The sequence below is a fragment of the Streptomyces sp. NRRL S-378 genome, assembly GCF_000720645.1.
GTDB lineage: Bacteria > Actinomycetota > Actinomycetes > Streptomycetales > Streptomycetaceae > Streptomyces.
The window spans coordinates 23,927-50,558 of sequence record NZ_JOBX01000035.1 but is presented as its reverse complement, the minus strand read 5'-3'; the positions used below and the strand labels follow the sequence as shown (position 1 = coordinate 50,558).

27 protein-coding genes and 2 pseudogenes are annotated in these 26,632 nt (G+C 71.9%); 7 read left to right on the top strand and 22 right to left on the bottom strand.

Annotation, left to right across the window (positions count from 1 at the left end; translation table 11 throughout):
- Window positions 1-3: 3 nt before the first annotated feature.
- From IH80_RS0123645 to IH80_RS0123580, 14 genes are all read right to left on the bottom strand, one after another.
- On the bottom strand, window positions 4-825 hold the full coding sequence (locus IH80_RS0123645) for an ABC transporter permease subunit (RefSeq protein WP_158943595.1): 822 nt from the start codon (window positions 823-825) through the stop codon (window positions 4-6).
- Window positions 822-1,739 (bottom strand): ABC transporter ATP-binding protein, encoded by a 918-nt coding sequence (locus IH80_RS0123640; RefSeq protein ID WP_030963125.1) that lies wholly within the window; start codon window positions 1,737-1,739, stop codon window positions 822-824. The genes IH80_RS0123645 and IH80_RS0123640 overlap by 4 nt, the downstream gene beginning before the upstream one ends.
- 37 nt (window positions 1,740-1,776) lie before the next feature.
- Window positions 1,777-2,061 (bottom strand): dsRBD fold-containing protein, encoded by a 285-nt coding sequence (locus tag IH80_RS0123635; RefSeq protein WP_030963124.1) that lies wholly within the window; start codon window positions 2,059-2,061, stop codon window positions 1,777-1,779.
- Between the two features lie 18 nt (window positions 2,062-2,079).
- Entirely contained in the window at window positions 2,080-4,737 is a 2,658-nt protein-coding gene (locus tag IH80_RS0123630) for a cation-translocating P-type ATPase (protein WP_030963123.1), read from the bottom strand.
- Window positions 4,730-5,257 (bottom strand): hypothetical protein, encoded by a 528-nt coding sequence (locus tag IH80_RS40990; protein ID WP_158943593.1) that lies wholly within the window; start codon window positions 5,255-5,257, stop codon window positions 4,730-4,732. The genes IH80_RS0123630 and IH80_RS40990 overlap by 8 nt, the downstream gene beginning before the upstream one ends.
- Before the next feature lie 112 nt (window positions 5,258-5,369).
- Window positions 5,370-5,867 (bottom strand): flavodoxin domain-containing protein, encoded by a 498-nt coding sequence (locus IH80_RS0123620; protein ID WP_030963120.1) that lies wholly within the window; start codon window positions 5,865-5,867, stop codon window positions 5,370-5,372.
- 241 nt (window positions 5,868-6,108) lie between these two features.
- The gene (locus IH80_RS44890; RefSeq protein WP_158943591.1) at window positions 6,109-6,279 is read right to left on the bottom strand and encodes a hypothetical protein; all 171 of its coding nucleotides are present in this window, start codon (window positions 6,277-6,279) and stop codon (window positions 6,109-6,111) included.
- A gap of 59 nt (window positions 6,280-6,338) precedes the next feature.
- Window positions 6,339-7,703, bottom strand: coding sequence for a Na+/H+ antiporter NhaA (gene nhaA, locus IH80_RS0123610; protein WP_030963119.1), 1,365 nt, complete (start codon window positions 7,701-7,703; stop codon window positions 6,339-6,341).
- A 163-nt stretch (window positions 7,704-7,866) separates the two neighbouring features.
- Window positions 7,867-8,088: a hypothetical protein gene (locus tag IH80_RS0123605; protein ID WP_030963118.1), complete on the bottom strand. Its 222-nt coding sequence runs from the start codon at window positions 8,086-8,088 to the stop codon at window positions 7,867-7,869.
- A 246-nt stretch (window positions 8,089-8,334) separates the two neighbouring features.
- A complete protein-coding gene (locus IH80_RS0123600; protein ID WP_030963116.1) occupies window positions 8,335-8,784 on the bottom strand; it encodes a universal stress protein in 450 nt (149 codons plus the stop codon).
- A gap of 84 nt (window positions 8,785-8,868) precedes the next feature.
- Window positions 8,869-11,268 carry a glycoside hydrolase family 65 protein gene (locus tag IH80_RS0123595; protein WP_030963115.1) on the bottom strand — a complete coding sequence of 800 codons (2,400 nt, stop codon included), beginning with the start codon at window positions 11,266-11,268 and terminating at the stop codon, window positions 8,869-8,871.
- Entirely contained in the window at window positions 11,265-12,023 is a 759-nt protein-coding gene (locus tag IH80_RS0123590) for an HAD family hydrolase (RefSeq protein WP_030963110.1), read from the bottom strand. Before IH80_RS0123590 ends, IH80_RS0123595 begins: the two co-directional genes overlap by 4 nt.
- The gene (locus IH80_RS0123585; RefSeq protein WP_234432361.1) at window positions 12,020-12,706 is read right to left on the bottom strand and encodes a helix-turn-helix domain-containing protein; all 687 of its coding nucleotides are present in this window, start codon (window positions 12,704-12,706) and stop codon (window positions 12,020-12,022) included. Before IH80_RS0123585 ends, IH80_RS0123590 begins: the two co-directional genes overlap by 4 nt.
- Before the next feature lie 5 nt (window positions 12,707-12,711).
- Window positions 12,712-13,788, bottom strand: a complete 1,077-nt coding sequence (locus tag IH80_RS0123580) for a zinc-dependent alcohol dehydrogenase family protein (protein ID WP_030963108.1) — start codon at window positions 13,786-13,788, stop codon at window positions 12,712-12,714.
- Window positions 13,789-13,965: 177 nt separating this feature from the next.
- Between IH80_RS0123580 and IH80_RS42620 the strand changes: the two are divergent.
- From IH80_RS42620 to IH80_RS0123565, 4 genes and pseudogenes are all read left to right on the top strand, one after another.
- A pseudogene (locus IH80_RS42620) lies at window positions 13,966-14,358 on the top strand (MBL fold metallo-hydrolase); the annotation flags it as partial.
- Window positions 14,359-14,369: 11 nt separating this feature from the next.
- Window positions 14,370-14,531, top strand: a pseudogene (locus IH80_RS46170) (MBL fold metallo-hydrolase RNA specificity domain-containing protein); the annotation flags it as partial.
- Window positions 14,532-14,626: 95 nt separating this feature from the next.
- On the top strand, window positions 14,627-15,097 hold the full coding sequence (locus IH80_RS0123570) for a cyclic nucleotide-binding domain-containing protein (protein ID WP_030963106.1): 471 nt from the start codon (window positions 14,627-14,629) through the stop codon (window positions 15,095-15,097).
- A 10-nt stretch (window positions 15,098-15,107) separates the two neighbouring features.
- Complete coding sequence (locus tag IH80_RS0123565; protein WP_037880896.1) at window positions 15,108-15,761, top strand: CBS domain-containing protein; 654 nt, start codon at window positions 15,108-15,110, stop codon at window positions 15,759-15,761.
- A 64-nt stretch (window positions 15,762-15,825) separates the two neighbouring features.
- Here the strand turns inward: IH80_RS0123565 and IH80_RS0123560 are convergent, their stop codons facing one another.
- Entirely contained in the window at window positions 15,826-17,016 is a 1,191-nt protein-coding gene (locus IH80_RS0123560) for an acyl-CoA dehydrogenase family protein (protein ID WP_030963103.1), read from the bottom strand.
- 199 nt (window positions 17,017-17,215) lie between these two features.
- On the opposite strand from IH80_RS0123560, the gene IH80_RS0123555 reads away from it, so the two are divergent.
- On the top strand, window positions 17,216-17,770 hold the full coding sequence (locus IH80_RS0123555; protein ID WP_030963102.1) for a DinB family protein: 555 nt from the start codon (window positions 17,216-17,218) through the stop codon (window positions 17,768-17,770).
- A 17-nt stretch (window positions 17,771-17,787) separates the two neighbouring features.
- Here IH80_RS0123555 and IH80_RS0123550 read toward each other — a convergent pair whose 3' ends face one another.
- The 3 genes from IH80_RS0123550 to IH80_RS0123540 form a co-directional block, all read right to left on the bottom strand.
- Complete coding sequence (locus IH80_RS0123550; RefSeq protein ID WP_030963101.1) at window positions 17,788-18,321, bottom strand: hypothetical protein; 534 nt, start codon at window positions 18,319-18,321, stop codon at window positions 17,788-17,790.
- A 61-nt stretch (window positions 18,322-18,382) separates the two neighbouring features.
- Window positions 18,383-19,219: a class II fructose-bisphosphate aldolase gene (locus tag IH80_RS0123545; protein WP_030963099.1), complete on the bottom strand. Its 837-nt coding sequence runs from the start codon at window positions 19,217-19,219 to the stop codon at window positions 18,383-18,385.
- A complete protein-coding gene (locus IH80_RS0123540) occupies window positions 19,216-20,118 on the bottom strand; it encodes an SIS domain-containing protein (RefSeq protein WP_030963098.1) in 903 nt (300 codons plus the stop codon). Before IH80_RS0123540 ends, IH80_RS0123545 begins: the two co-directional genes overlap by 4 nt.
- 216 nt (window positions 20,119-20,334) lie before the next feature.
- Between IH80_RS0123540 and IH80_RS0123535 the strand changes: the two genes are divergently transcribed.
- Window positions 20,335-21,114 carry a DeoR/GlpR family DNA-binding transcription regulator gene (locus IH80_RS0123535; RefSeq protein ID WP_030963096.1) on the top strand — a complete coding sequence of 260 codons (780 nt, stop codon included), beginning with the start codon at window positions 20,335-20,337 and terminating at the stop codon, window positions 21,112-21,114.
- Window positions 21,115-21,233: 119 nt separating this feature from the next.
- Here the strand turns inward: IH80_RS0123535 and IH80_RS0123530 are convergent, their stop codons facing one another.
- From IH80_RS0123530 to tdh, 3 genes are all read right to left on the bottom strand, one after another.
- Window positions 21,234-22,148: a LysR family transcriptional regulator gene (locus tag IH80_RS0123530; RefSeq protein ID WP_030963095.1), complete on the bottom strand. Its 915-nt coding sequence runs from the start codon at window positions 22,146-22,148 to the stop codon at window positions 21,234-21,236.
- Between the two features lie 30 nt (window positions 22,149-22,178).
- Window positions 22,179-23,387 (bottom strand): glycine C-acetyltransferase, encoded by a 1,209-nt coding sequence (locus IH80_RS0123525; protein WP_030963094.1) that lies wholly within the window; start codon window positions 23,385-23,387, stop codon window positions 22,179-22,181.
- A 106-nt stretch (window positions 23,388-23,493) separates the two neighbouring features.
- The gene (tdh, locus tag IH80_RS0123520) at window positions 23,494-24,522 is read right to left on the bottom strand and encodes an L-threonine 3-dehydrogenase (protein ID WP_030963091.1); all 1,029 of its coding nucleotides are present in this window, start codon (window positions 24,520-24,522) and stop codon (window positions 23,494-23,496) included.
- A 200-nt stretch (window positions 24,523-24,722) separates the two neighbouring features.
- On the opposite strand from tdh, the gene IH80_RS0123515 reads away from it, so the two are divergent.
- Window positions 24,723-25,631 (top strand): alpha/beta hydrolase fold domain-containing protein, encoded by a 909-nt coding sequence (locus IH80_RS0123515; protein ID WP_037880894.1) that lies wholly within the window; start codon window positions 24,723-24,725, stop codon window positions 25,629-25,631.
- A 75-nt stretch (window positions 25,632-25,706) separates the two neighbouring features.
- Here the strand turns inward: IH80_RS0123515 and IH80_RS0123510 are convergent, their stop codons facing one another.
- Complete coding sequence (locus IH80_RS0123510; RefSeq protein WP_030963089.1) at window positions 25,707-26,444, bottom strand: class I SAM-dependent methyltransferase; 738 nt, start codon at window positions 26,442-26,444, stop codon at window positions 25,707-25,709.
- Window positions 26,445-26,632 lie beyond the last annotated feature (188 nt).

Below are 26,632 nucleotides of genomic sequence, written 5' to 3'. Positions count from 1 at the left end.
CGCTCAGGGCGCCAGGTCTCGGCGTTGGAGCAGCACATGCGCCAGCAGGATCCCCAGCACTCCCGTTCCGACAAGGATCCCGAGCTGGGGCCAGAGCACGTCGCCTTCTGCCAGGGCGTCGCCGGGGGCGTAGTAATGGAACGGGCTGAGGAACCTCAGCGATGCTGCCGGCGACCAGGCCAGCGCGATGAAGTTGACGGCGAATCCCACGGCTCCGATCGCGATGGTCGCGCCGACCACCTGGGCCCGCCGTCGTCCCGCAGCCGACACGGCCATCGCCGGCCCGATCAGGCACAGGGCGAAACCGAGGCCCATGACCCCGGCGGCGAACACCCCGCCGAGCGGTACCGCACGGTGGATGTCCGGTGACAGCGACACCGCCGCCGCGACCGTGAGGGTTGCTGCCAGGTTCAGGGCCAGCGCCGCGAGCACCAGTGCGGCGGTCCGCTCCGTCAGCAGTCGGATACGGCTGACGGGACGCACCATGACGAGTTCCACCGTGCCGGATTCCACGTCCGCTGCCACTGCGGCCGCGGCGAGTGAACCGATCGCGGTGAGCTGCATGGCGATCCAGAAGGGGTGGGTGAGGCCGGCGCCCAACAGCCCGGGATAGCTGGCGATCGACACGTCGCCGCTGGATCCGCTGAAGGCCCGGTAGGCGGAGGGCGGCCCCTTCCCACCCGCGGAGAAGAGCTGACCCGGAGGAATCGCGTTGGCGACCACCACGATGAGCGCCTCGAAGACGGCCATCCCGACGATCAGGGCGACCAGCATCCGGCGCCGCCGGTACAGGGCGAGCCACAAGAGCGGCCACTGCCGTCTCACGGCTCCTCCCCCACGGCGTCGTCGCGGTACAGGTCCATGAAGGCCTCGTCCAGCCCGGCTTCTTCCACCGTGACGTCGGCTACCGGCAGGCCGAGCAGTGTGCGCAGAGCGCCCACCACTTCGCTCGGCGGTACGAGCAGCTCCACCCGGGCCCCCTGCCAGCGCGGGGCCCAACGTTCTGCGCCGCCCAAGGGCCGTGGCCCCTCTCCGTCCGCGAAGGACAGCCTGATCCGCCTGGCACGGGCCTCGCGCAGGCGGGCCACGCTCTGGACCGTGACCAGCCGTCCGTCCCGGATGATCGCCACCCGCCCGCAGGTGCGCTGCACCTCCGGCAGGATGTGGCTGGAGAGCAGGACGGTGCGTCCGGCGTCGGCCGCCTCGCCCAGCAATTCGAAGAACGTCTCCTGGACCAGAGGGTCGAGTCCTTCGGTCGGTTCGTCGAGCACCACCAGATGTGGGTCGTGCTGCATCGCCTGCACCAGCCCGAGCTTCTGCTTCATGCCCCGCGAGTAACCCCCGACGAGGCGGGCGAGGATCGCGGACGTCAGCCCCAGCCGATCGCACAGCTCGCCGCGGCGGGGTACGGGTGCTCCTTGGAGCGCGGACAGCAGATCGAGGGTTTCCGCTCCGGAAAGTTCCGGGTAGAGGCGAAGTTCACCCGGCAGGTACCCCAGGTGCGGGGCAACCCGGCGGTGATCGGCGATCGGGTCCAGTCCGAGCACCCGCACACGCCCCTCGCTCGGCCGGAGCAGCCCGGTCAGGCACCGCAGTGTGGTTGTCTTCCCCGCGCCGTTAGGGCCGAGGAAGCCGAACACCTCACCTGGTCTCACAGTGAGGTTCAGGCGGTCGATTCCCGTCACCGGCCCGTACCTCTTGGTCAGTCCGGTCAGCTCGATCGCCGGCCCGTCACCCATGGGTCCAGTCTGAGCCTGCTGCTGGCGGCCCGCCCGCTCACCCAAGGTCGTAGGCCGTGAGGGGGGCGTGCTGCGGTGCGGCCCCCGCTGCGGCCATGTCGCCGTAGGCGGTGCGCTTGAGCTGTGCCGCCAGGTTCTCCAGCGCTCGGGCGGTCGCGAGTTCGTCGCCGATCTCGGGCACGTCCTTGTCCGTGGGGTTGCAGCGCGCGGTGCCGTGGCCGGTGAGGTGGGTGGTGCCGGTGTCGAGTTCGACGCGGACCTTGGTCGTGTGCTCTTCCTCGAAGAGGTAGACGCGGGTCTTCCATTCGCTCGTGTGCGACATGGTGTGCCTCCGATCGGTTCAGGCGTGGTGGTGGCGTCGGACCCAGCGCCGGACCTCGTCGGTTCCCCATACGAGCGGTGGGAAGACCGAGATGAGGAGGATGACGTCCAGCGGGAGGGCGGCGGTACCGAAGAGGTTCTGGAGCGGCGGCGCGTACACGAGCGCTGCGGTGAAGACGAGTTCGAAGGCGATACCGGCCAGCAGCAGCGGGTTGCTGAAGAAGCCGATGTCGCGCAGGGCGGCGTGGTCGGTGCGGGCGGCGATGGCCGTGCCGACCTGGCAGGTGACGATGCCCGCGAACGTGGCGGTGGTCGCGGTGAGATAGGCGTGGTGCAGGGGGGTCCCGGGTCCGGTGGGGTCCCCGGGGTGCCAGCCCGCGCGCCACAGGACGTAGAAGAAGGCGGTCATGACGAGGGCGGCGGAGATGGTGCCGAGCCAGCCCCAGCTGCGCACGAGCATGTCCTTGTCGATCACGCTCTGGGAACTGGGCCGGGGCGGTCGGGACATGATTCCCGGCTCGGCTCGCTCACGGCCGAGGGCAAGGGCCGGAAGGGTCTCGGTGCCCAGGTCGATGGCGAGGATTTGCAGGACGGTCAGCGGCAGCGGTACGGCCCCGGCAGAGAGGGCGAACACGAGGAAGGGCACGACCTCGGGGGTGAGGTGGGCGAAGATGTAGACGATGAACTTGCGGACGTTGTCGTAAACGCGGCGGCCGGACTCGATGGCCGTGACGATGGTGGCGAAGTTGTCGTCGGTCAGGACCATGGTCGACGCCTCGCGGGCGACGTCGGTGCCCGAGAGCCCCATGGCGACGCCGATGTGGGCACGGTGCAGGGCCGGAGCGTCATTGACCCCGTCGCCGGTCATGGCCACGATCTGTCCGTGTGCCCGCAGGGCGTCGGCCACCTTCAGTTTGGTCTCGGGCGAGGAGCGGGCGAAGACGATCTCCGTGCCGTGCAGGCGCAGGAGGTGGTCGAGCTCGTGGTCGTCGATCGTCTCGGACTGGGCGACCACGTGCAGGTTCGTCGTACCGATACCGACGGCGCGGGCCACGGCGGCGGCTGTCGCACCGTTGTCGCCGGTGACGATGTGGACGGTGAGACCCGCCTCGTGGCAGCGCCGGACCGCGGCGGCGACCTCGGGGCGCGGCGGGTCGTACAGGCCGATCAGCCCGAGCAGGTGAAGGTCCCGCTCCGCGGCCTGCCGCTGCGAAATCGCAGCCGCCGTGTCGGACGGCAGTTCACGTACCGCGACGGCCAGCACGCGCATACCGTCCGCGGCCAGGGTGTCGGCGGCGTCCTGGGCCTCCTCGGTCGGCTCTCCTTCGGCCAGGAGCGCCAGGACGGCCTCGGGGGCACCCTTGACGATCACGCGGAGGCTGCCGGGTTCCCCTTGGACCACCGACATGCGACGCAGGCGCGGATCGAAGCGGAAGCAGGCTCGGCGGCGGGCGTCCCGGTCGGCCGGGTCGAGCGGCGCAGCATGTTGCGCGGCTCCTTCCACCAGCGCGATCTCGGTCGGGTCACCGTGCAGCCGGCCGTCTGTCTCGCGAGTGACGGTCGTGCACTGGGCGGCAGCACGGACCAGTTCGGCGCCCTCCGAACCGCTCGCCTCCGGGTGGGGCGGAGTCCAGGTGGCGTGCAGGCTCATCCGGTTCCGGGTGAGGGTGCCGGTCTTGTCGGTGCAGATGACGTTGGTGGATCCGAGGGTCTCCACGGCGCTCAGTCGCTTGACCACCGCGCCCTGCCGGGCGAGGACGCGGACGCCCACGGCGAGGGCAAGGGTGATGGTGGGCAGCAGGCCTTCGGGCACGTTGGCGACGAGCAGGCCGATGGCGAACATGAGCGAGTCGGTCAGCGGCAGGCCGACCGCCACTCCCGTCACGAGGAAGACGGCGCCCATGCCGACCGCGACCGCGGCGATCAGCCAGGCGACCTTCTTGACCTGCGTCTCCAGTGGGCTCGGTTCGCGGCGGGTGCGCTGGCTGAGGGCGGCGATCCGGCCGAGTTCGGTGTGGTCTCCGGTAGCGAAGACGATCGCCTGCGCCTGCCCCTCGGTGGCGGTGGTGCCGCTGAAGACGAGGTTGGGCTCCTGGAGCAGGGAAAGGCCTTCCAGCCCCGGTCCGGCAAGACGCTCGACCGGGGTGGACTCGCCCGTCAGCATGGAAAGGTCGGCCTCGATTCCTCCCTCGGTCAGGCGGGCGTCGGCGGGTACCCGGTCGCCCTCGTCGAGGGCGATGAGGTCTCCGGGTACCAGCTCCCGCGCCGGGACGTGCTGTGCCTGTCCGTCGCGGATCACCCGGGCCTGTGCGGGAAGGAATCGGGCCAGGGTTTCGACGGCCTTCTCGGCCTGCTGTTCCTGGACGAGGGCGAACCCGGCGTTGACGAGGATGACCGCAACGATCGCCCAGGCGAGCACCGGTATGGAGGCGGTGAAGGCGAGGGCCGCCGCGGCCCACAGCAGCAGAGCCAGCGGGTGGACCAGTTGCCGCAGCAGTTCCCGCAGGACGCTCGTCCGGGTGGTGCGGCGGACCTCGTTCGGACCGTAGACGGCCAGCCGGCGTGCCGCCTCCCGGCTCGACAGGCCCAGAGGGCCGGTGTGCAGCTCGCGACGGAGCAGGGGAAGGGGTTCCAGGGGATCCGGCGGGAGAGCCGGGCCGACGGCGGTGTCAGTCATCGCCGGCTCCCTGACCGGGGCGAAGGCGGCCGGACCATAGGGGCTCGATGCTCGCCCACTCGGTTTCCCAGGCCCGTGTGCTGCGGGCGTCTACGATTCGCAGGCGTACCGCAACGAGGGCGCTGCCGGCGAGCACGATCCCGGCCAGCGCTCCAGCGCCGACTGCGACCGCCTTCAGAGCGATGTCGGCCTGGCCGGGGGGCGCGGTGGCCGCACTGCCGTTCGCGTCGACCCACACCCGGACCGTGTCACCGTTCCGGGTTCCTGCCGGAACGGGAATGGTTGCCGTGTGCGGGCGCTGAGAGGGATAGCGCCACGTGGCGGTCGCCACGGTGACAGGCCGGCTGCTCGGCTGGTCTCCGGCTCGGTAGGCGGTCTCGCTGACCGTGGTGGCCGTCACAGTGTGCCGGTGGCGCGCGATGTCCTCGGCGGCGCGGTTGCCGTCCGTCCAAGCGACCCGTCCGAGGGCGACACCGGCGATGACGGCAAGAAGCCAGGTCAGCGCGAAGGCGGCGTGCATTCGGGTCCGGGTGCGGTCGGCATCCCGCCTGAGCGGGTTGCCCCCCGTCCCTTGCCTCCGCTGGTGCATGGCACGCCTCCGTGCTGGTGCGTGCCGAGCCGGGGCCGTCCCTTCAGGCGGCGAGCTCGGCGCTGATGTGGTGGGCCCACTTCTGGATCCGTTCGGGGTTGCGGAAGTCTCCGCCCTTGCCCTGGCGGGTCAGTGCCTTGGCGAGGAAGCCTGGGGTGTGGGCCGTGATACTGCCACCGAAGGTCATGTGCTCGCGCGCTCCGACCAGCTGCATCTCCCGGGCGACCGCGGAGACCGGGGGGATGTCGTGTTCCTCGGCGGAGCGGTCGAGCGGGCCGCTGCTGAACATCCACACCGGGCGGTGCCGCAGGGAGTCGGCGTTGCGTTCTGCGCAGTGTTTGGCCTTGCTGCTCCAGTGGCCGGCGTAGAGGGATCCGCCGAGGACGACGGCGTCGTAGGCGCGGACGTCGTGGACGTCGTCGGCGGGCAGGACGACGGCGTCGAGACCGTCCTCGCGGAGGGTCTTTCCGATCTGCTCGGCGATGCCTGCGGTGGCACCGTGCTTGGTGCCGTAGGCGACCAGGACTCGCTTGGTGCTCATGGCGGGTGCTCCTTGGTTCCATGGTGCGTTGGTGATGCCACTGTCACGCGGTCGACGGCTGCTCCGCTTGGGCCGGACGGATCCCTGCGGGGACCATTCGGTCCTCCCCATAGCGCCGCTCCTCGGCGACGGCGGCGTGCTGCTTGACGGCGGCGAAGCTGTCGGGGGCGACGGATATCGAGTCGTTGCCGGCGACCGCCGCCGCGGGAAGCGGTGCCGGCCTGGGCGTGACCGGGCCGGTTCAGGGGCGGGGGTTTCCTGCGGCCGTCATGACGAGTCCGGTGACCAGCAGGGACAGGCCGATGGTCAGGACGATGAAGCCGGGGCCGGGCAGCAAGTACAGCGTGATTCCGATCAGGGTGGTCGGGGCTCCGGCGGCGGTCAGGGCGAGGCCGATGCGCCTTTCCGACACGGGCGGGCTGCTTTCCGTAGGGGCGGGCTGCCGGTGGGCTTCCGGGCGCGGCGGGCGCTTCAGCCGTAGGTGCGGCCGCGGCCGGCCGGGCCGCCGGCGGGGGTGCCGGGCTGGTTGTGCTGGTAGATGTCGGGGATGCCGTCGGCGTCGGCGTCGAGGTTCTCCGCCTCGTACAGGCGCCGGTAGAGGGTGTTGCGGCGCCTCACCAGCAGGGTGGCGAGGGCGGCGGCGACGAGGGACCCGACCAGGACCGCGGCCTTGATGTGTGCGGTGGCGGCCGGGTCGGTGAAGGCGAGTTCGCCGATCAGGAGGGCGACGGTGAAGCCGATTCCGGCGAGGGCGGCGAGGGCGAGGATGTCGGCCCAGGCCAGGTCGGGGTTGAGGCGGGCCCGGGTGAACCGCGCCGTGAGGTAGGTGCCGGCGAACACCCCGACGGTCTTGCCGATGACCAGGCCGAGGACGACCCCGAGGGGTTCGGGCTGGGTGAACACCGCGCCGAGCGCGGGCCCGGACAGGCTCACGCCGGCGGCGAAGAGCGCGAACAGCGGGACCGCGATCCCGGCGGAGACCGGCCGCAGCAGGTGCGCGACCCGCTCTCCGGGGGAGGCGGTCTCGGCCGGGCGGCGACCTCGTGCCGCGTCGCGTCGGGTACGCAGGATGAGGCCCATGGCGACGCCGGCGACGGTGGCGTGAACGCCACTGTTGTACATCAGCGCCCAAACGGCGACGCCTAGGGGGACGTACCACCACCAGCCGCGGACCCGGTAGCGCTGGAGCAGGTAGAAGACGCCGAGGCCGGCGAACGCGGCGGCCAGCGCCCAGAGGTTGAGGTCGGCGGTGAAAAACACGGCGATCACCAGGATCGCGCCCAGGTCGTCGACGACGGCCAGGGTGAGGAGGAAGGCCCGCAGAGCCGCGGGGAGGTGGGTGGAGATGACGGCAAGGACGGCGAGGGCGAAGGCGATGTCGGTGGCCATCGGCACCGCCCACCCACCCGGGCTGCCGCCGCCCGCCCAGACGGTGGCGAGGTAGAGCGCGGCGGGGACGGCCATGCCGCAGACCGCGGCGACGACCGGGAGTACGGCGGTGGCCGGGGTACGGAGCTCGCCGACGACGAGCTCGCGCTTCAGCTCGATCCCGGCGACCAGGAAGAACAGGGCGAGGAGGCCGTCGGCCGTCCAGTGCTGAACGGACAGGTCCAGGCCGAGGGCTGGTATCCCGAAGTGGAAGTCCCGCAGCGACTCGTAAACGCCGGACAGCGGTGTGTTGGCCCAGATCAGGGCCAGGAGGGCGGCGGCCAGGAGGACCATGCCGCCGACGGTCTCGGTCCGCAGAGCCCCTGCGATGGCTGTGCGCTCGGGCCAGGGCAGGACCCCGAAGAGCGGTGATCGGGAAGAAGGGGGATCGCGCTGATCGGCTGGCATGGCGGTGGCCTTCGGTGTCGGCAAAAAGGGCATACGCCCCAGGGACGCCGACCAGACTTCCCGGCACACCGCGCGCCGCTCTTGACGCGTTCCTTACACCGTACACACTGCACGGTCGGTCTGCCCCGCCTACTCCCCATGATCAATCGGTGCAGGGTTGTCATCAGCCCTGGCGGGAGGCGCACCGCCAGGCGGCGATAGCGCCCAGGATGAGTGCGCCGGCGGCGACGAGTCCGGGCCGCTCGCCGAGTGTCGTGTAGAGGGCGGCGCCGGTGATCGTGAGGGTCGTGCCCGCTGCGACGAGCGGTGAGGCAGGGCGGCGCAGGGGCCTGCGTGTGCCCGACGGGGTCCGGGTGGTGCGGCCGATGCGGGGCTGGTGGCTCATGCGAGTCTCCTGGCAGGAGGTTGCGGTTTGCGCAGCCTCCCATGGCCCTTGTGGTTGTGGCCTGTCTCCCGCGAGAACGGTTCCTCGTACCGGCGCTCGTCCGAGGCACAACGGAAGATCCGTCTCGCCCGAACCCCGCATGCACAGGCGCAGCAGGCCGCCACCGTGGTCACAGCCAGCGATATGCGCGCCGCGGCTCAGAAGGCCGTGGCCCACTACCCGCACGCCAGGCGTACCCAGGCGGGATCACTCGGCGGGGGTGTCCGCCCGGACGATGGTGATCGGGCAGGGCGCGTGGAGCGCCACCTGCTGGCTCACCGAACCGAGCAGCGCTCGGCTGAAGCCGCCGCGGCCGCGGCTGCCCACGACCAGCATGTCCGCACCCTCTGCCGCATCCACCAGGACGTCGACCGTATTGCCCCGCACCAGGCGCTGGTGCACGGAGGCGGCGCCGTCCTCACCGAGAACCGTGCGAACCTCCTCGACCAGACGCCGTTCGGCCTCCTCCTCGTCGAACGTGGCGTCGACCGCCGGGGCGGACCACGACGCGGCACCGGGCAGGTCCCACGCCGCGACCGCCTCTACTCGCCCGCCCACCAGCCCTGCATATCGGACTGCCCAGCGCAGCGCGGCCTGGGACGAGGGCGATCCGTCGACGCCCACCACGATCCGCGGAGCCTCATGCTGCCTGTCCATCCCGTTCACCCTTCCGACGGCTGATACATCCACAGTGTGCGCATCGGGAACGCACCGCCACGCGAGCATGCGGTGGCTGCTTTGTCAGCTCTTCGGCAACCGGAACCACCGCTCCTGGCCTGCGGCAACACATTCCTTCCGGTCTCCGGGCAGAACCAGGGGCACCGGGCCCAGGAGGGACGAGGGGACGCTGATGCCGAGCCGGCCGGGCCGGAACCGGATACGGATGTCCCGGTGCCCCAGGTAGGAGATCGAGAACGAGGACCCAGGCACTTCGGAGAAGGGCACCGGGTCGATGTGCAGGCCGTCGTCGTGGGGCTCGAGTCCGACGATGCCGCGCTCGACGAGGTCGAGGGTGCCACCCATGGCACCGAGGTGGATCCCCTCACCAGTGGTGCCGCCCTGGACGTCGGTGATGTCACTGAGCAGGGCTTCCTGGCAGTAGCGCCACGCGTCCGAGCCCTGCTCCCGGGCGAGGACCCAGCCGTGGACGAGGCTGCTGAGCGTGGAGCCGTGGCAGGTGCGCCGCAGGTAGTAGGCCACTGTCCTGCGCCAGAGGTCGTCGTCAAGGCGGTATCCGAGCCGAATCAACAGCTGTTCGAGTTCTGCGGGGCGGAAGAGGTAGCCGAGCATGAGGGTGTCGGCCTGCTTGGACGCCTGGTAGCGGTTGGGCGTGTCGCCTTCGGCTTCCAGGATGCGGTCCAGGCGGCGGATGTCGTGGTAGCGGGCGCGGTAGCCGTCCCAGTCGAGCTCGGCGAGGTCCCCGTAGCCGTGGAACTGGCTGATCACGTCGCGATGGAACGGCACGTACAGGCGGCGGGAGACGTCCTCCCAGGCGGTGAGGTCGTCGGGGCCGATGCCGAGATGCGTGAGGAGCTCTGCCCGCCGGGCCGCCGGGAGTTCCCCGTACAGGTCGAGGGCGCGGGCCAGTACCCACGCGGCGGTGACGTTGGTGTAGGCGTTGTCGTCGATGCCGGGTGCGGCGGCGTCCGGGTAGGCATCGTGGTACTCGTCCGGGCCGACGACGCCGCGGATCCGGTAGCGGCCGAGGCCTGTGTCCCAGGTCACCGCGTCGGCCCAGAAGTGGGCTGCGTGCAGGAGCAGTTCGGCGCCCGGGCCGTGCATGAATCCGGCGTCGCCGGTGGCCTGCCCGTACTGCCACACGTTCCAGGCGATGGCCGACCCCACATGGTGCTGGAGGTGCGAGTGGTCCGGCAGCCAGCGGCCGGAGCGCGGATTGAGGTGCAGCCGCTGCGTCTCCTCTGCGCCGGAACTGCCGCTCTGCCAGGGAAACATCGCCCCTTTCGCTCCAGCCCGGCGGGCGGTCTCCCGAGCCGTGGGCAGCCGGCGGTGCCGGTACATCAACAGGGCGCGAGCGGTCTCGGGGAGGTGGAGGGCGAGGTAGGGCAGGACGAACAGCTCGTCCCAGAAGACGTGGCCCCGGTACGCCTCGCCGTGGAGGCCGCGGGCGGGGACTCCGGCGTCGAGCTCCGCGGTGTGCGGCGAGAGGGTCTGCAGGACGTGGAAGGCGTGCAGCCACAGAACCTTGCCCGTCTCTCCGGGTACCTTCAACTCTCCTTCGCTCCAGAGGCGTTGCCAGGAGGCCCGGTGGGACGCCAGCAGGGAGGGGAAGTCCGGGGCGTGCGTGGCACGGTCGATGCTCCGCAGCAGCGGATCGGCCGAAGGGCGGTCGAGCGACGTGCACAGGGCGGCGGTCTTTACGACGACGACCGGGGCGGCCCGCTTGATCGGCAAGACGAATGTCTGCGTGGCGGTGGTGGCTGTGCATGCCCGGCCCACCGGTGCCGCGGGACGTGCTGATGTCCGGACTGCGAGCCCGATCCGTACTCGGGAGGTGGTTGTGGTGCAGGACAGCCAGGCGGTGCCCTCCGCCTCCACTCCGGCCCGGTGCTCGACGAGATGCCGCCCGGCCAGGGCGCGGTAGCGCTCGACTCCCGCGTTGACGACGTCTCCGTCGAGCACGGCCTCGATCTCGATTCCGCCGCTCCAGCCGTACGCTCTGAGCACCGTGTTCTGCGCGGCCAGGTGCGGGTCGCCCATGTGGACGAGGCGGGTGTGGGTGACGCCCAGGCGGCGGCCTTCGGCGTCGTGGAAGAGCATGCGGCGCGTGAGCGTGCCGGCGTGCAGGTCCAGCGACACGTGGCTGTGGCGCAGGGTCGGATGGTCGGGTGTGAGCCAGTCGCCGGCCGGTGCGCCCTCGGGCAGGCAGCGGTATCTCAGGGCGGTCCAGTCCGGCAGCCGGACCATGTCCTCGTTGGGGACCGTTCGTCCGCCGATGGTGGAGACGAGCCGGTTGTAGCAGCCGGCGAGGTAGGTACCCGGGTAGTGGACGTCGTCGGCGACGCTTTCGGGGGCTGAACCGCGGGTGGCGAAGCGGCCGTTGCCCAGGGTGCACAGGGACTCGACCAGCCGCTCGGTTTTGGGGTCGTAGCGGGGGTACTCCCAGCGCCAGACGGTGGTCACGCGCGTTCGCCTTCGAGTGCGGCGGGCAGCCCGCCGAGGTCCGGGAGGACGAGGTGAGCACCATGTGCGCGCAGGGCGTCCCTCATGTGCAGGTCGTCTTCGCGGTTGAGTCCCACCACGAGGCGGAAACGGCCTCGGTGTCCGGCTTCGACGCCGGCGAGTGCATCCTCCACCACGGCGGTGTGTGCGGGAGTCACGCCGAGGCGGCCGGCAGCTTCGAGGAAGAGGGCAGGGGCGGGTTTGCCTGGCAGGGCGAGTGCGGCCGCGTCCTGGCCGTCCACCAAGGCGTCGAAGCAATTGAGGAGATCTGCGGATTCCAGGAGCGAGCGGGCGTGCCGGGAGGCCGAGACGGCTGCGCACAGGATCGCCTTCTCCCGCAGTTCCCGCAGCGCGGGCCGCACGTCGTCGAAGACACGGACGCCTTCGGTCCGCAGCATCGTGGAGAAGGCTTCCTCCTTGCGGGCGGCGACCGCGTGGACGGTGGCGCACCCGGGCGGATCCTCCGAGCTTCCGGGCGGAAGGGCGATGTGCCGGGCAGTCAGGAATGCGCGTACGCCATCGAGGCGGGAGCGGCCGTCGACCAGGTCCCGGTACTCGCGGACTGCGTCGAACGGGCGCGGTCGTGCACCGGCGTGCGATGGCTGCCACTCGGGGAGGCAGCCGTCGAAGGTCTCCTTCCAGGCAGCCGCGTGGCGGTCCGCCGTAGCGAGGAGCACTCCGTCGGTGTCGAAGACGACCGCGCGTAGGTCGTTCATGAGTCGTGCACCACGCGACGGCCGGTGATGCGGGCGGGGGTGAGCTTCATCCAGTGGGTGCGCGGGCCGCCGGCCCAGGGCTGGGAGCGGGCCGTGGTGTTGAGGTGTTGAATTTCGTGCTGGTCCGTGACGGCTGCCAGTTCGCCCACCGCCAGCACGCTCCAACCCGTGGCGGTCACGTCGTCGATGTTGTCGATCTCGAAGGCGGCCTCGGTTCCGGCGGCCCTGGCCGTGACGGCTTCCGCGGAGGTGCGGAAAGCGATGTCGGGTCCTGCGATCAGGTAGTTGACGGGGAAGACGGCGGGGCCGTCGGGGGTGAAGACGGCGATGCGGCCCACGCCGTGCGTGTTCAGCAGGCGCCGGCATTCGGGCTCGTCCAGCGGTACGAGGGTACTGTCGCGCCGGGCGGTGGATCGGCCGGCGACTCGATGGGCGCTGGCACCGGTCAGGTCGTCGACGGTGAGGCCGAGGGCATCAGCGACGCGAGCGAGGGTGCCAATGGCGGGAGCGGCGGCGTGCTCCTCCAGGTACGCGATGTAGTTGCCGTCCGCTCCGCACCGCTGGCCCAGTTCCTCTCGGCTAAGGCCGAGGGCTTCACGGCGGGCCGCCAGGCGACGGCCCAGGTCGGTGCGTCCGGTCATCTCGCCGGACGACTGCTCCGGGGATCGCGGGATGCTCTTCACGGCGATCACTGCTCCTGGGGCGGTACGGCGACGGTGTCGTGCTGCGGTCCGCCGAGCACGACCTTGAGGGCGCCGGTCTCGCCGGCGCGGGAGAAGACGTCGTACGCCTCTTCCATCTGGTCCAGTTCGAACCGGTGCGTGACCATCGCGGCGCCGGGCAGGCGGCCGGCGGCCATCATGCGCAGCAGCATGGGAGTCGAGTGGGTGTCGACGAGGCCGGTGGTGATGGTGACATCCTTGATCCACAGGTCTTCGAGGTGCAGGACGGCGGGCTTGCCGTGCACGCCGATGTTGGCGACCCGGCCGCCCGGGCGGACCATGCGGGTGCACATCTCGAAGGCTTCGGGTACGCCGACGGCCTCGATGACGACATCCGCGCCGAGCCCGTCCGTGAGGTCCCCCACCAGCTGCTCCGGCTCCTCCTGCGCGTTGACGGTCGCATCGGCCCCGAGGTCCCGCGCAGCTGCCAGACGGGAAGCCGCGAGGTCGACGGCGATGATCCGGGACGGGCTGTACAGCTGTGCCGTGGCGATGGCGGCCAGGCCGATGGGTCCGGCGCCGACCACGACGACCGTGTCGCCCGGGCGCACGTTGCCGTTGAGGACACCCACCTCGTACGAGGTCGGGAAGATGTCCGCGAGCAGGACCGCTTCGTGGCTCGCCAGAGCGCTGGGAAGGGGATGGACGGAGAGGTCGGCGAAGGGAACGCGGACATACTCGGCCTGGGTGCCGTCGATGGTGTGGCCCAGGACCCAGCCGCCTCCTCCGCGGCACTGGCCGTAGTGCCCTTCACGGCAGAAGCGGCAGCGGCCGCACGCGGAGATGCAGGAGATCAGGACGCGGTCACCGGGGCGGACGCTGCGGACATCGCCGCCGGTCTCGACGACGGTCCCCACGGCCTCGTGGCCCAGGATCCGTCCGGGTGTCACCTCGGGGACGTCGCCCTTGATGATGTGCAGGTCGGTGCCGCAGATGGTGACGGCGTCGACCCGGACGATCGCGTCGGCGGCGTCCTTGATGGAGGGGTCCGGGACGTCCTGCCAGGAGGTCTGTCCGGGCCCGTGGAAGACGAGTGCCTTCATGGCGCGGCCTTCTCTCTGTGTGCTGTGCCGAACGGGGTCACCGTCAGGCTGTGCCTGTGTCCCTCTGTCCCGCTTGGGCCGGTCGGCCCCTACCCGGGACCGGTAGGTCCCCAGCGGGGAGGGCGTTCCGGTGCGACGGTGGAGACCGGCATCCGTTCCGAAAGGAGGGCTGCTGCCATGTCCCAGTCAGCCCTGCCCCCGGCTTCCGCCCGCCCGGCCCTGCTGAGGTTCCTCGGCGGGGTGCGGACGGTCACCGGCAGCAAGTTCCTGGTCGAGAGCGACCACGCCCGGATCCTCGTCGACTGCGGACTCTTCCAGGGTGTCGCGGACCTACGACGCCGCAACTGGGACAAGCTGCCCTGCGACGCCTCTGACATCCACGCCGTCGTCGTGACCCACGCCCACCTTGACCACTGCGGGTACCTGCCGCGACTGGTCCGGCACGGATTCCGCGGCCCGATCCTGACCAGCGCCACCACGGCCCGTCTCGCCGAGCATCAGCTTCGTGCCAGCCAGGCGAATACGTCCCGGTCCGCGCCGAGGTCGCCGACGTCCCGCACTTCTCCACGCACGCCGACGCCGACCAGATCATCGACTGGCTGCGCTCCGCTCCGCCACCGCACACCACCTACCTGGTCCACGGCGAGGAGACCGCCGCCGAGACCCTCCGGGACCGGATCGACGACGAGCTGGGATGGACGGCCGTCGTACCCAAGTCCGGGGAGGCCGTCCTGGTCCGCTGACCCGGGCCGGACGGCCCCGGCGGTGTGCACCGCGCGGCCCTCCCGGACACGGTGGCCCCCCGAGCAGGGTGGATGCGAAGGGTTGGAGGCACTCCATGAGCACCATGCACACCATCCTCGAAGCGATGGCACCGGAAGCCCGCGCGGCCCTGCTCGCCCACTCCCACCCGGTGACCTTCCCGGCCGGCACCCGCATCTTCGACGAACGCCGGCGGGCCGAGAAGTTCTGGATCATCCAGTGCGGCACCGTGGACCTCGACACCCACGTCCCCGGCCACAAGAACGTGGTCGTCGACACCCTCGGCTACGGCGAGCTCCTCGGCTGGTCCTGGATGTTCCCGCCCTACAGCTGGCACCTCGGCGCCACCGCCTCCCACGAGGTGCGTGCCCTGGAGTTCGACGCCGCGGCCGTACGGGAGCTGTGCAACGAGGACTCGGCCGTCGGCCGGTCCGTCTCCACCGCGGTGGCCGCCGTCATCGCCGACCGGCTCGACTCCGCCCGGACCCGCCTCCTCGACCTGTTCGCCCCTCACGGCAGCGGCACCCCGCTCGCCTACGCACGCTGAGGACCCCGCCATGACTTCCACCCCGTACACCGTCGCCGACGTCATGACCACCAAGGTCGTCGCCGTCACCCCCTCAACCGGCTTCAAGGACATCGCCACCGCGATGGAGAGGTGGAAGGTGACCGCCCTACCCGTCATCGAGGGCGAGGGCCGTGTCGTCGGCGTGGTCTCCGAGGCCGATCTCCTGCCCAAGGAGGAGTTCCACGAGCACCGCCCCGGCTTGATCGAGCAGATGCGCCGCCTGGGCGACACCGCCAAGGCCGGCTCCACCACGGCCGAGACCATGATGACCACGCCGGCCGTCACGATCCGCCCCGACGCCACCCTGCCTCAGGCCGCGCGCCTCATGGCCGAGCGGCACATCAAGCGCCTCCCGGTCGTCGACGGCGACGGCACCCTCAAGGGCATCGTCAGCCGCGCCGACCTCCTCAAGGTCTTCCTCCGCACCGACGAAGAACTCTCCGCCGAGGTCCGCCGCACCGTCATCGACCGCCTCTTCCCCCTCTCCCACGAAGCGGTCAAGGTCACCGTGGCCCAGGGGATCGCCACGCTGACCGGGCAGGTCCGCGACGGCAACCTGATCCCCCTGGCCGAACGCCTCACCCGCTCCGTCGAGGGCGTAGTCGACGTCCACTGCCGACTTGATGCACCCGCCGAGGCCTGAAATCCGACCGCGGAGCCGTTCCGACCGTTGGTGCGTGCCAGCCGACGTTGTGCGTCACAGGAGGTCAGCGGCGGACTCGGGGCATGCCCAGGCCTATCCAGGAAATGATCTCGCGCTGGATCTCGTTGTTGCCGCCGCCGAAGGTGAAGATGACCGCGCTGCGGTAGCCGCGTTCGAGTTCGCCGTGCAGGACCGCGCCGGCGGAGCCGTCCTTGAGGGGGCCGGCCGCGCCGACGATCTCCATCAGCCAGGCGTACGCGTCGCGGCGTGCCTCGGAGCCGTACACCTTGACCGCGGAGGCGTCCTGCGGGGTGAGGGTGCCGGACTCGACCGCGTTCACCATCTGCCAGTTGAGCAGCTTCATCGCGTCGAGGCGGACGTGGGTGCGGGCGAGGCGGCCGCGGACCCAGGACAGGTCGATGACCCGGCGGCCGTCCGCGAGCTTCGTCGACGCGGCCCAGCGCTGCACGTCGTGGAGCGCCCTGATCGCCATCGTGCCGTGCGCGGCGAGGGTGACGCGCTCGTGGTTGAGCTGGTTGGTGATCAGCCGCCAGCCCTTGTTCTCCTGGCCGACGCGGCGGGCGGCGGGGACGCGGATGTCCTCGTAGTAGCTGGCCGTGGTGTCGTGGGAGGCCAGGGTGTTGATGAGGGTGCAGGAGTAGCCGGGGTCCGAGGTCGGGACGAGGAGCATGGTGATGCCCTTGTGGGCGGGGGCGTCCGGGTCGGTGCGCACGGCGAGCCAGACCCAGTCTGCGGTGTCACCGTTGGTGGTCCAGATCTTCTGCCCGTTGACGACGTAGGTGCCGGTCTCCTCGTCGCCCTCGCGCACGGCCTTGCACTTGAGTGCGGCGAGGTCGGTGCCCGCGTCGGGTTCGCTGTAGCCGATGGCGAAGTCGATCTCACCGGCGAGGATCCTCGGCAGGAAGTAGGCCTTCTGCTCGTCGGTGCCGAACTGCATGATGGTCGGCCCGACCGTGTTGAGCGCCATCAGGGGAAGCGGTACGACCGCCTGCGCGGCCTCGTCGAAGAAGATGAACTGGTCCATCGGGGTCATCCCGCGGCCGCCGTACTCCTTCGGCCAGCCCACGCCGAGCCAGCCGTCGGCTCCGAGCCTGCGGATGGTCTCCCGGTAGAACCGCTTCTGGGCGGCCGGGTCCTCGTAGCGGGCGTGGACGTCCTCGGGGACCAGCTCGGCGAAGTAGGCGCGCAGCTCGGTGCGCAACTGCTGCTGCTCTGGCGTGTATTCGAGGTGCACGGCCCCTCCGGGAATCTCGCGGTCCAGCCGGTCCAGCCGGTTTGCCGTGATGGCGTATGGCGTATGGCGTATGGCGTATGGCGTATGGCGTATGGCGTATGGCGTATGGCGTATGGCGGCGGTCAGATTAGAACCTGTTGCAAGAATTCGGAAGGACCCGCGTACCGCCCGTTTCGCCTTGTCGGCCATACTCGCCACCATGACGATCCCCCGGAGCAGAGCGGAATTCTTCGTCGAGCCCGAGCGCGACCGCCGCTTCGCCGGTCCCGCGACCGGCGGGGAACGGCCCATGCTGGCCGCCTTCCTGGCGGACCACCGGGCGACGCTGGAGCTGAAGTGCACCGGGCTGGGGTCCGAGTTGGCGCGGCGCTCGGTGGAACCGTCCACGCTTTCGCTGCTCGGGCTGGTCCGGCACATGGCGGACGTGGAGCGCCGCTGGTTCCGGCAGGTCCTGGCCGGTCAGGACGCCCCGCCCCGCTTCTCCTCGCAGGACGATCCCGACGGCGACTTCGACGGGGCGCAGCCCGACGACCCCGCCGCCGTCGAGGAGGCGTGGGAGGCCTGGCGTGACGAAGTGGCCTTCGCCGAACGCTTCGTGGCCGAGGCCCCCGGCCTCGACGTCGAGGCCGACGACGCCTGGCGCGGCCGGGTGTCCCTGCGCTGGGTGCTGATCCACATGGTCGAGGAGTACGCCCGGCACAACGGCCACGCGGACCTGCTCCGCGAGCGGATCGACGGGGCCGTGGGCATCTGACCCCCGGCATCCGCCCGTCAGGTGTAGAGGTACAGGAGGTCGAAGCGGACGAGGTCCCGGGCCGGGTCGAAGAGGTACTCGCCCGAGGGGTTCCCCTCGGCGCCCTCGCGGTTGGCGTGCGCGTCGAACCGGGGGCTGTGCTGCCAGGCCGCGCCGGCCGGGAGGTACGGCACCAGCGGGGCGGGCGGTTCGGACGGCGCGGCCGCGGGCGTGAAGGCGTACTCCGCCCGGCCCGTGACCGCCGCCGCGCCACCGGCTGCCAGACGGGCTACGCCGACCAGGCGGATCCTCGAGTCGGGGCCCGGGACGGTGCGGCTGCCGCCGGGGGGCTCGTCGATGTCGTAGCCGAGCCAGTGCGCCTCGACGAGCGTCCCCACGTACGGGCCGAAGCGCGCGTTCAGGGGTTCCAGGTCGGTGCGGACCTGTGGCCCGGACCGGTCCGGTCCGGGCCAGACGGCGTAAGCCGTACCCGCGCCCACGGTCAGCAGCGGGATCCCGGCGATCAGCAGGAAGCGCCTGCGGTCGACACGACCCCGCGGTTCCCGCCGCACCCGCTCTTCCCGCTGCCCCGGCTGTCCCCGCCGTACGTCCACGACCGCCCCCGATGCAGACTCAGTTCAGGGCGCCGATCATAGCCGTGGCCGTCGCCGTCATCGCCGAGCGGGCCGCCGTCAGGTACGGCCGGGGGTCCGCCGGGGTGAGGTGGGTTCGGATGGCCTCCGTCATGGCGAGGTTCAGCGCGGTACCGATGTTGACCTTGCGGATGCCGCCCGCGACGGCCGCCGCGAGTTCGGAGTCCGGCAGCCCGGACGAGCCGTGCAGGACGAGCGGCACCTCCACCGTCTTGGCCAGCCTGGCCAGCAGGGCGTGGTCGAGGGCGGCGGTCCGGCTGGTCATAGCGTGGATGCTGCCGATGGCGACGGCCAGGGCGTCGACCCCGGAGTCGGCGACGAACCGCCGCGCCTCGTCGGGGTCCGTGCGGGCGCCGGGCGCGTGCGGGTCCGGCGGGGCGGCGCCGTCCTTGCCGCCGACCTCGCCGAGTTCGGCCTCGATCCACAGCCCGTTGGCGTGCGCCCAGTCGGCGGCCGAGCGGGTGGCCTCCAGGTTCTCGGCGTACGGGAGCTGGGCCGCGTCGTACATCACCGAGCTGTAGCCCGCGTCGCACGCCCGCCGCAGCAGCTCGGGGCTCTTGACGTGGTCGAGGTGCAGCCCGACGGGGACCCCGGCGGCCTCCGCGCAGGCGGCCGCGGCGCGGGAGATGGGCAGCAGCTGCCCGCCGCGGAACTTCACTGCGTTCTCGCTCAGTTGCAGGATGACCGGCAGTCCGGCCGCCTCGGCGCCGGCCACGACGGCTTCGGCGTGCTCCAGCGTGATGATGTTGAAGGCGGCGACGGCGCGGCCCGCGCCGGCCGCCTCCCTGACCAGGGCGCCCGCGCAGACGAGGGTCATCGGACCGCCTCCTCGCCGGTGGTGAGGATCACCGAGCGGGTCAGGTTGCGCGGCGCGTCGGGGTCCAGCCCGCGTTCGGCGGCCACGGCCAGGGCGAGGCGGTGCACGCGGACCAGTTCGGCGAGCGGGTCGAGCCGGCCGGCCACCCAGTGGCCGCCGGTCCGGCGGACCTGATCGGCGAGCCCGTCGGGGGCCTCGTCGAGCGACCAGGTGACGGTGCCGGGTCCGGAGATGCTGACCGGCCCGTGCCGGTACTCCATCGCCGGGTAGGACTCGGCCCACGACAGGGAGGCCTCGCGCATCTTCAGGGCCGCCTCGTGGGCGAGGCCTACGCTCCAGCCGCGGCCGAGGAAGGTGAACTGGCCCCGGCCCGCCAGTTCCGCGGGGAGCGGTTCCTCCAGGGCGGTGCGGGCGTCGGTGACGGCCTCGGGGCCGTGCAGCCCGACGTGGGCGCGCAGCAGGGTGAGGGCGGTGGTCGCGAAGCGGGTCTGCACGACGGACCGTTCGTCGGCGAAGTCGAGGACGACGAGCTCGTCCGCCAGCGTCATCACCGGGGTCGCCGGATCGCCGATGACGGCGGTGGTGGGCACGCCCGCGTCCCGCAGCGCGGCCAGCAGGTCCAGCACCTCGGTGGTGGTGCCGGAGCGGGTGAGCGCCACGACCCTGTCGTAGCGGCGGTGGCGCGGGAACTCCGATGCGGGGAAGGCGTCGGTCTGCCCCTGCCCCGCCTCCTCCCGGAGTACGGCTGCCGCCTGTGCCATGTAGTACGAGGTGCCGCACCCGACGATCGCGGTGCGTTCCCCCGGCTGCGGGAGCACCGCCCGCCGGGCCGGGGCCAGTTCGGCGGCCCGCTCCCAGCATGCGGGCTGCGTGCCCAACTCGTACGCGACGTGACTCATACAGGCTCCCTCGTGCGACAGACGGGTCTGAATGCGTTTTGCGTGTGGCGGTGCGCGTGCAGCGGAGTTCTGTAGCTCCGCAGTCCTGTTCTGCGTTTTCCTGCAAGATATCCGGCGCTTTCGCGCAACTTCAAGCAACCACGGGGTGATCTGCTGAGTTAGTGTCGCCGGGTGGCCCGACGGGAGCCACGGGACGAGCACGGGAGGGGGCGGCCGATGACCCGCAAGGAGCGCTGGCAGAAACTGCTGGACCTGCTGGTGGAACGGGGCGAGCTGGAGGTGGAACCGGCGGCCGAGGCCCTCGGGGTGTCCGCCGCGACGATCCGCCGGGACCTCGACCAGCTCGCCGAACAGCAGCTGCTGGTCCGCACGCGCGGCGGCGCGGTGCTCCACGGGGTCAGCTACGAACTCCCCCTGCGCTACCGGACGTCACGGCGCGCCGCGGAGAAGGGCCGCATCAGCGAGGCCGTCGCGGCGCTGGTCTCCCCGGGCGAGGTGATCGGGCTGACGGGCGGCACCACGACCACGGAGGTGGCGCGTGCGCTGGCCGGACGACCGGACCTGGCCCAGGGCTCGCCCGCGCTGACCGTGGTCACCAACGCGCTCAACATCGCGGGCGAGCTGGTGATCCGGCCGCAGTTCAAGATCGTGCTGACGGGCGGCGTCGCGCGCCCCCAGTCGTACGAACTGACGGGGCCGCTCGCCGAGCAGGTCCTCGGTCAGCTCGCCGTGGACACGGCGGTCCTCGGCGTGGACGGCTTCGATCCGCGCGACGGTGCGGCGACCCGGCACGAGGACGAGGCCTCGGTCAACCGCCTGCTGTGCGAACGCGCCCGCCGGGTGGTCGTCGCGGCCGACTCCAGCAAACTGGGAGTCCGCGCCTTCGCCCGCATCTGCGCCACCTCGGCCGTGGACGTCCTGGTCACCGACACGGGCCTCGCCCCGGCGGTGGCCGGGGCCTTCACCGCGGCGGGGGTCCACGTGGTCACGGTCTGAACGGCAGCGGCAGCGGCACCACGGTCGGCCGGTCAGTCCGTCGGCCGGTCAGCAGACAATGGGTCGGTCAATCGGCCGGTCGGTCGGCACGCGGTGTCCAGAACCGGCCACCACGCCCTTCAGTGGGCCGGCAGGCGCTCCGATTCCCGGACCAGTGCCGCCAGGACGGGGGCGATCAGCGGGTGGGTCTCAGCTCCGCGGCGGGTGGCGGCGAAGACCCGGCGGGTGGCGGCCGGTCCGGCGACCGGGCGGACCTGGACCTCCTTGAGGTCCATGCCCCGCAGCGCGGAGCGCGGCACGAGCGCCACCCCGGCCCCGGCCCCGACCAGCGCCGTCACGGCGCGGAAGTCGTCGGAGGAGTGCGCGAACCGCGGCTGGAAGCCGGCCAGTTCGCAGGCGAGCAGCGTCACGTCGTGGCACGGGTTGCCGGGGTACTGGCCCACCCAGTCCGAGTCGGACAGGTCCGCCAGCGACACCGTCGGCAGGTCGGCCAGCGGGTGCCCCGAGGGCAGCACCGCGTCGAAGGGTTCCGCGTAGAGCGGGAGGACGGAGAGCCGGCCGTCGTCGGCGCCCGGCGCGCCCCGGTACTCGACCGCGAGCGCGAGGTCCGCCTCACCGTCCAGCAGCAGCGGCAGGCTCTGGTCGCCCTCGGCGTCGCGCACCCGCAGCCTGATGCCCGGCCGCTCCAGCGCGAGCCGGGCGATGGCCGGGGCGAGCACCTCGGCGATCCCCGTGGCGAAGGCGGCCACGGTGACCTCGCCGGCCGAGCCGCCCGCGTACGCCGCGAGCTCGGCCTCCGCCCGCTCCAGCTGCGCCAGCACCTCGTGGGCATGGCCGAGCAGGATCTCCCCCGCCGCCGTCAGCCGTACGCCGCGGCCGCTGCGGGTGAGCAGGGCGTGCCCGGTCTCCTGTTCCAGCGCCGCGAGCTGCTGGGAGACGGCGGAGGGGGTGAGGTAGAGGGCTGCGGCCGCGGCGGTCACCGTACGGTGGTCCGCCACGGCCCGCAGGATGCGCAGCCGGCGGGGGTCGATCACCGCACCATTGTCTCAGGATGCGGAGGTCACTCAGGCCCCGGTGGTCTCCAGCGCCGCACGGGCGTCGACGAACGCGGCCACCGCGCGCTCGACGTCGGCCGTGGAGTGGGCCGCCGAGAGCTGGACCCGGATGCGGGCCGCGCCCATGGGCACCACCGGGTAGGAGAAGCCGATCACGTAGACCCCGCGCTCCAGGAGCAGCTCGGCCATCCGGCCGGCCTCTGCCGCGTCACCGATCATCACGGGGGCGATGGCGTGGTCGCCGGGCAGGATCTCGAAGCCGGCCTCGGTCATCTTGGTGCGGAAGAGCGCGGTGTTGGCGGCGAGGCGCTCGCGCAGGTCTCCGGCCGACTCCAGCAGGTCGAGGACCTTGAGGGAGGCCGCCGCGATGACCGGGGCGAGGGAGTTGGAGAAGAGGTACGGGCGCGAGCGCTGGCGCAGCAGCTCGACGATCTCGGCGCGTGCGGCGACGTAGCCGCCGGAGGCGCCGCCGAGGGCCTTGCCGAGGGTGCCGGTGATGATGTCGACGCGGTCCATGACGCCGTGCAGCTCGGGCGTGCCGCGACCGCCGGGGCCGACGAAGCCGACGGCGTGGGAGTCGTCGACCATGACCATGGCGTCGTAGCGCTCGGCGAGGTCGCAGATCTCCTGGAGGGGGGCGACGTAGCCGTCCATGGAGAAGACGCCGTCGGTGACGATCAGCTTGCGGCGGGCGCCGCCCTCGGTGGCCTCCTTCAGGCGCGTCTCCAGCTCGGCCATGTCGCGGTTGGCGTAGCGGAAGCGGCGGGCCTTGGACAGGCGGATGCCGTCGATGATGGAGGCGTGGTTGAGGGCGTCGGAGATGACCGCGTCCTCGGCGCCGAGGAGGGTCTCGAAGACGCCGCCGTTGGCGTCGAAGCAGGAGGAGTAGAGGATCGTGTCCTCCTGGCCGAGGAAGGCCGAGAGGCGTGCCTCCAGCTCCTTGTGCACCTCCTGGGTGCCGCAGATGAAGCGGACGGAGGCCATGCCGTAGCCCCAGCGGTCCAGCGCGTCCTTGGCGGCGGCGACGACCTCGGGATGGTCGGCCAGGCCCAGGTAGTTGTTGGCGCAGAAGTTGAGGACCTCGCCCGCGGTGCCGCCCGAGGTGACGGCGACGGCCGCGTTCTGCGGGGTGCCGATGACGCGCTCGGGCTTGTGCAGACCGGCGGAGCGGATCTCGTCGAGGGTGGTGCGGAGGTCGTCGCGGACGGTCTCGAACATGCTGCGTGCTCCTTGTGCGGCGGAGGGGGCCGGGCCCCGCGGAGGGGGGAGGGTGTGCGGGGCCCGGCCGGAGGGAGATGGTTCGGTGGGACGGGGGCGGTCGGCGCTACGCCGTCCAGTCCAGGATGATCTTGCCGCTGCGGGCGGTCGACGCCTCGTCGAAGGCGGCCTCGAAGTCGCGGTGCGAGTAGCGGCCGGTGATGACGGGGCTGAGGTCGAGCCCGCCCTCCAGGAGCACCGTCATCGCGTACCAGGTCTCGAACATCTCCCGGCCGTAGATGCCCTTGATCGTGATCATCGAGGTGACGACCTTCGCCCAGTCGACGGCGAACTCCGTCGCCGGCAGACCCAGCATGGCGATCCGGCCGCCGTGCGTCATGTTGTCGATCATGTCGCGCATCGCCTCGGCGCGCCCGGACATCTCCAGGCCGATGTCGAAGCCCTCGCGCAGGCCGAGCTGCGTCTGGGCCTCGGCGATCGAGGACTCGGCGACGTTCACGGCGAGGGTGGCGCCCGCCTTTCGGGCGATCTCGAGCCGCTCGGGGCTGACGTCGGTGATGACGACGTTGCGCGCGCCGGCGTGCTTGGCCACGGCGGCCGCCATGATGCCGATCGGGCCGGCGCCGGTGATCAGTACGTCCTCACCGACCAGCGGGAAGGAGAGCGCCGTGTGCACGGCGTTGCCGAAGGGGTCGAAGATCGCGGCGACGTCCAGGTCCACGGCGGTGCGGTGCACCCAGACGTTCTGCGCGGGCAGGACCACGTACTCGGCGAAGGCGCCGTCGCGGCCCACGCCGAGCCCGACCGTGCTGCGGCACAGGTGGCGGCGGCCGGCGAGACAGTTGCGGCACTTGCCGCACACCAGGTGGCCCTCGCCGCTGACCAGCGCGCCGAGCTCGATGTCGCGCACGTCCGCGCCGACCGCCGCGACCTCGCCGACGAACTCGTGGCCGAGGACGAGCGGGGTCTTGACCGCGCCCTGCGCCCAGCCGTCCCAGGAGCGGATGTGCAGGTCGGTTCCGCAGATGCCGGTGCGCAGCACCTTGATCAGCACGTCGCCGGGGCCGTACTCGGGCTCCGGGACGTCCATGAGCCACAGGCCGGGTTCGGCTTTGTGCTTGACGAGTGCCTTCATGGGTGGCTCCAGGCATGCGGAAGGGGGCGCCGCGAGCGTGCGGGGCCCGGCGGCGTCGGTGACGGGCACCAATCTGCCGATCACCGTGGTGATCAGTCCATCGAGACTTTCTTAAACAGGCCGACAGCGCAGCTTCACGAGTGTGTCTTCACGCCTATGCTCCTCCCTTGACGGGGCAGGGAAAAGGGGAGGTGAGGGGCGTGCCGAGTCTGCGCAGCAGGGCGCTTTCGGTCGCCATGGCCGTGGGGGGGCGGCGAAGACGGTCCGCGGGCGCCGAGGCGGTGCGCGACCGGGTGGCCTCGGCCGCCCGCCGGCCCGCGTCGCACCTGCCGCCGCGCCGGCTGGGCCGGGTCGCCGACATCTCCCGGACGTTCGTGGGCGCCTGGCCGGTGTATGACGTGTCCCCGCTCGGGGTCGAGCCGTCGGTGCAGGTGCTGTACGTGCACGGCGGCGACTACGTGGGCGAGCTGGAGCGCCGGCACTGGGAGCTCGTGCGGACGCTGGTGACGCAGGGGCGGGCGCGGGTCGTCGTACCGGCGTACGTGCTGGCTCCGCGCGGGACCGCGGACCGGACCGTCCCGGTCGCCACCGACCTGCTGAGCGGGCTGATCGCGGGCGGCGGTGACGGCGGGACGGTGCTCATCGGCGACTCGGCCGGGGCGGGGCTCGCACTGGCGGCCGCGCAGCGGCTGCGCGACCGCGCCGGCGAGCAGCCCTCGCGGATCGTGCTGCTCTCGCCCTGGCTGGACGTGACGATGAGCCATCCGGACCAGGCGGTGATCGAGGCGGCCGATCCGGTGCTGTCCCGTGCGGGGCTGAAGGAGGCCGGGCGGCTGTACGCGGGGACGCTGGACGTCGAGGACGCGCTGGTCAGCCCGCTGCGGGGGGCGTTCGGGGGGCTGGCGCCGCTGACGGTGTTCAGCGGCACCCGGGACGTGCTCGCGACGGACAGCCGGGAGCTGGTGCGCCGGGCCCGCGCGCAGGGCGTCGAGGTGGAGTTCCACGAAGCGGCGGGCCTGCCGCACGGGTACCCGCTGCTGCCGGTGCCCGAGGGGCGGGCGGCGCGCGACCGGATCATCGAGCTGGTCCGGTCGGCTGCGGACCTGTGACGGCCGGGGCCGGGCCCGGCGGCCGCTGTCGCGGCCGGGTCGGCCCGGTGCCGCAGGACGCCCGCGGTGCACGACTCAGGCCGTGCAGGTCATCAGCGAGCTGATCGGCCAGGCGCGGTAGGCCTTCCAGTAGGCCTCGTCGCGTACGGGGTCGGCGGGCGGGGTCCGGTTCGGCTGCCAGCCGACGGTGACGAAGCCCGCCTCGACGGCCGCTTCGGCCAGGTCCGCGTGGGCCCATTCGCGGAACTCGAAGGGCACCGGCGGCTCGGTCAGGAAGTGTGCCTTCAGCAGTGGTGCGTCGCCGTCGGGGACCCGGTCGAGGATCCGGACCCCGTACGGTGACCAGTCCACCCGCGGGAACGCCCCGGCGTTGGGCACGATGGCGAGCAGCCGGCCGCCCGCGCGCAGGTTGGCGCGGACGGACCGGAACATCGCGTGGAGGGCGCGGCGGTCGGGTGCGTAGCTGAAGACGTAGGCGGCGGTGGCGACGTCGAAGGGGCCGAGGTCGGGCAGGCCGGTGGCGTCGGCGACGAGGTACTCCACGTCGGTGCGGTGCTTGGTCGCCTCGTGCTCGCGGGCCTGCCGGATCATCTCCTCCGAGACGTCCACGCCGACGGTCCGCCGGGCCCCGCCGCGGGCCAGCAGCCGGGTGTTGTAGCCGTATCCGCAGGCCAGGTCGAGGGCGTCGAGGCCGCGCAGGCCGCCCAGCGCGTCGAGGGCCCCGTGCAGGGTGTAGGTGTCGGCCGCGGAGAAGGCCGCCGTGTTCGTGGACTCCGCGTAGCGCTCGCCGATGGTGTCGTACTGGAACCGCATGTTCTGCCTTCCGGGGCCTGCCGGGGGTCTGGGACGCGTGCGTATCGTGCCCCGCAGCGCGTGCGGGTGGCCGCCCGCACACCCGTACGTCCCCCGGACGAGGGAAGCGGTCGGCCTATCGCTGCACCTCCGCCCGCCCCTTCCCGCCCTCGGTCATCAGCGCGCGGGCGCGTTCGCGGGGCCGGCTG

What these genes read in the sequence shown, in the direction of transcription:
- IH80_RS0123640 (WP_030963125.1), bottom strand. Translation starts at nt 1,739, where the DNA reads ATGGGTGACGGGCCGGCGATCGAGCTGACCGGACTGACCAAGAGGTAC.
- IH80_RS0123635 (WP_030963124.1), bottom strand. Translation starts at nt 2,061, where the DNA reads ATGTCGCACACGAGCGAATGGAAGACCCGCGTCTACCTCTTCGAGGAA.
- IH80_RS0123630 (WP_030963123.1), bottom strand. Translation starts at nt 4,737, where the DNA reads ATGACTGACACCGCCGTCGGCCCGGCTCTCCCGCCGGATCCCCTGGAA.
- IH80_RS40990 (WP_158943593.1), bottom strand. Translation starts at nt 5,257, where the DNA reads ATGCACGCCGCCTTCGCGCTGACCTGGCTTCTTGCCGTCATCGCCGGT.
- IH80_RS0123620 (WP_030963120.1), bottom strand. Translation starts at nt 5,867, where the DNA reads ATGAGCACCAAGCGAGTCCTGGTCGCCTACGGCACCAAGCACGGTGCC.
- nhaA (WP_030963119.1), bottom strand. Translation starts at nt 7,703, where the DNA reads ATGCCAGCCGATCAGCGCGATCCCCCTTCTTCCCGATCACCGCTCTTC.
- IH80_RS0123605 (WP_030963118.1), bottom strand. Translation starts at nt 8,088, where the DNA reads ATGAGCCACCAGCCCCGCATCGGCCGCACCACCCGGACCCCGTCGGGC.
- IH80_RS0123600 (WP_030963116.1), bottom strand. Translation starts at nt 8,784, where the DNA reads ATGGACAGGCAGCATGAGGCTCCGCGGATCGTGGTGGGCGTCGACGGA.
- IH80_RS0123590 (WP_030963110.1), bottom strand. Translation starts at nt 12,023, where the DNA reads ATGAACGACCTACGCGCGGTCGTCTTCGACACCGACGGAGTGCTCCTC.
- IH80_RS0123580 (WP_030963108.1), bottom strand. Translation starts at nt 13,788, where the DNA reads ATGAAGGCACTCGTCTTCCACGGGCCCGGACAGACCTCCTGGCAGGAC.
- IH80_RS0123570 (WP_030963106.1), top strand. Translation starts at nt 14,627, where the DNA reads ATGAGCACCATGCACACCATCCTCGAAGCGATGGCACCGGAAGCCCGC.
- IH80_RS0123565 (WP_037880896.1), top strand. Translation starts at nt 15,108, where the DNA reads ATGACTTCCACCCCGTACACCGTCGCCGACGTCATGACCACCAAGGTC.
- IH80_RS0123555 (WP_030963102.1), top strand. Translation starts at nt 17,216, where the DNA reads ATGACGATCCCCCGGAGCAGAGCGGAATTCTTCGTCGAGCCCGAGCGC.
- IH80_RS0123545 (WP_030963099.1), bottom strand. Translation starts at nt 19,219, where the DNA reads ATGACCCTCGTCTGCGCGGGCGCCCTGGTCAGGGAGGCGGCCGGCGCG.
- IH80_RS0123540 (WP_030963098.1), bottom strand. Translation starts at nt 20,118, where the DNA reads ATGAGTCACGTCGCGTACGAGTTGGGCACGCAGCCCGCATGCTGGGAG.
- IH80_RS0123535 (WP_030963096.1), top strand. Translation starts at nt 20,335, where the DNA reads ATGACCCGCAAGGAGCGCTGGCAGAAACTGCTGGACCTGCTGGTGGAA.
- IH80_RS0123525 (WP_030963094.1), bottom strand. Translation starts at nt 23,387, where the DNA reads ATGTTCGAGACCGTCCGCGACGACCTCCGCACCACCCTCGACGAGATC.
- tdh (WP_030963091.1), bottom strand. Translation starts at nt 24,522, where the DNA reads ATGAAGGCACTCGTCAAGCACAAAGCCGAACCCGGCCTGTGGCTCATG.
- IH80_RS0123510 (WP_030963089.1), bottom strand. Translation starts at nt 26,444, where the DNA reads ATGCGGTTCCAGTACGACACCATCGGCGAGCGCTACGCGGAGTCCACG.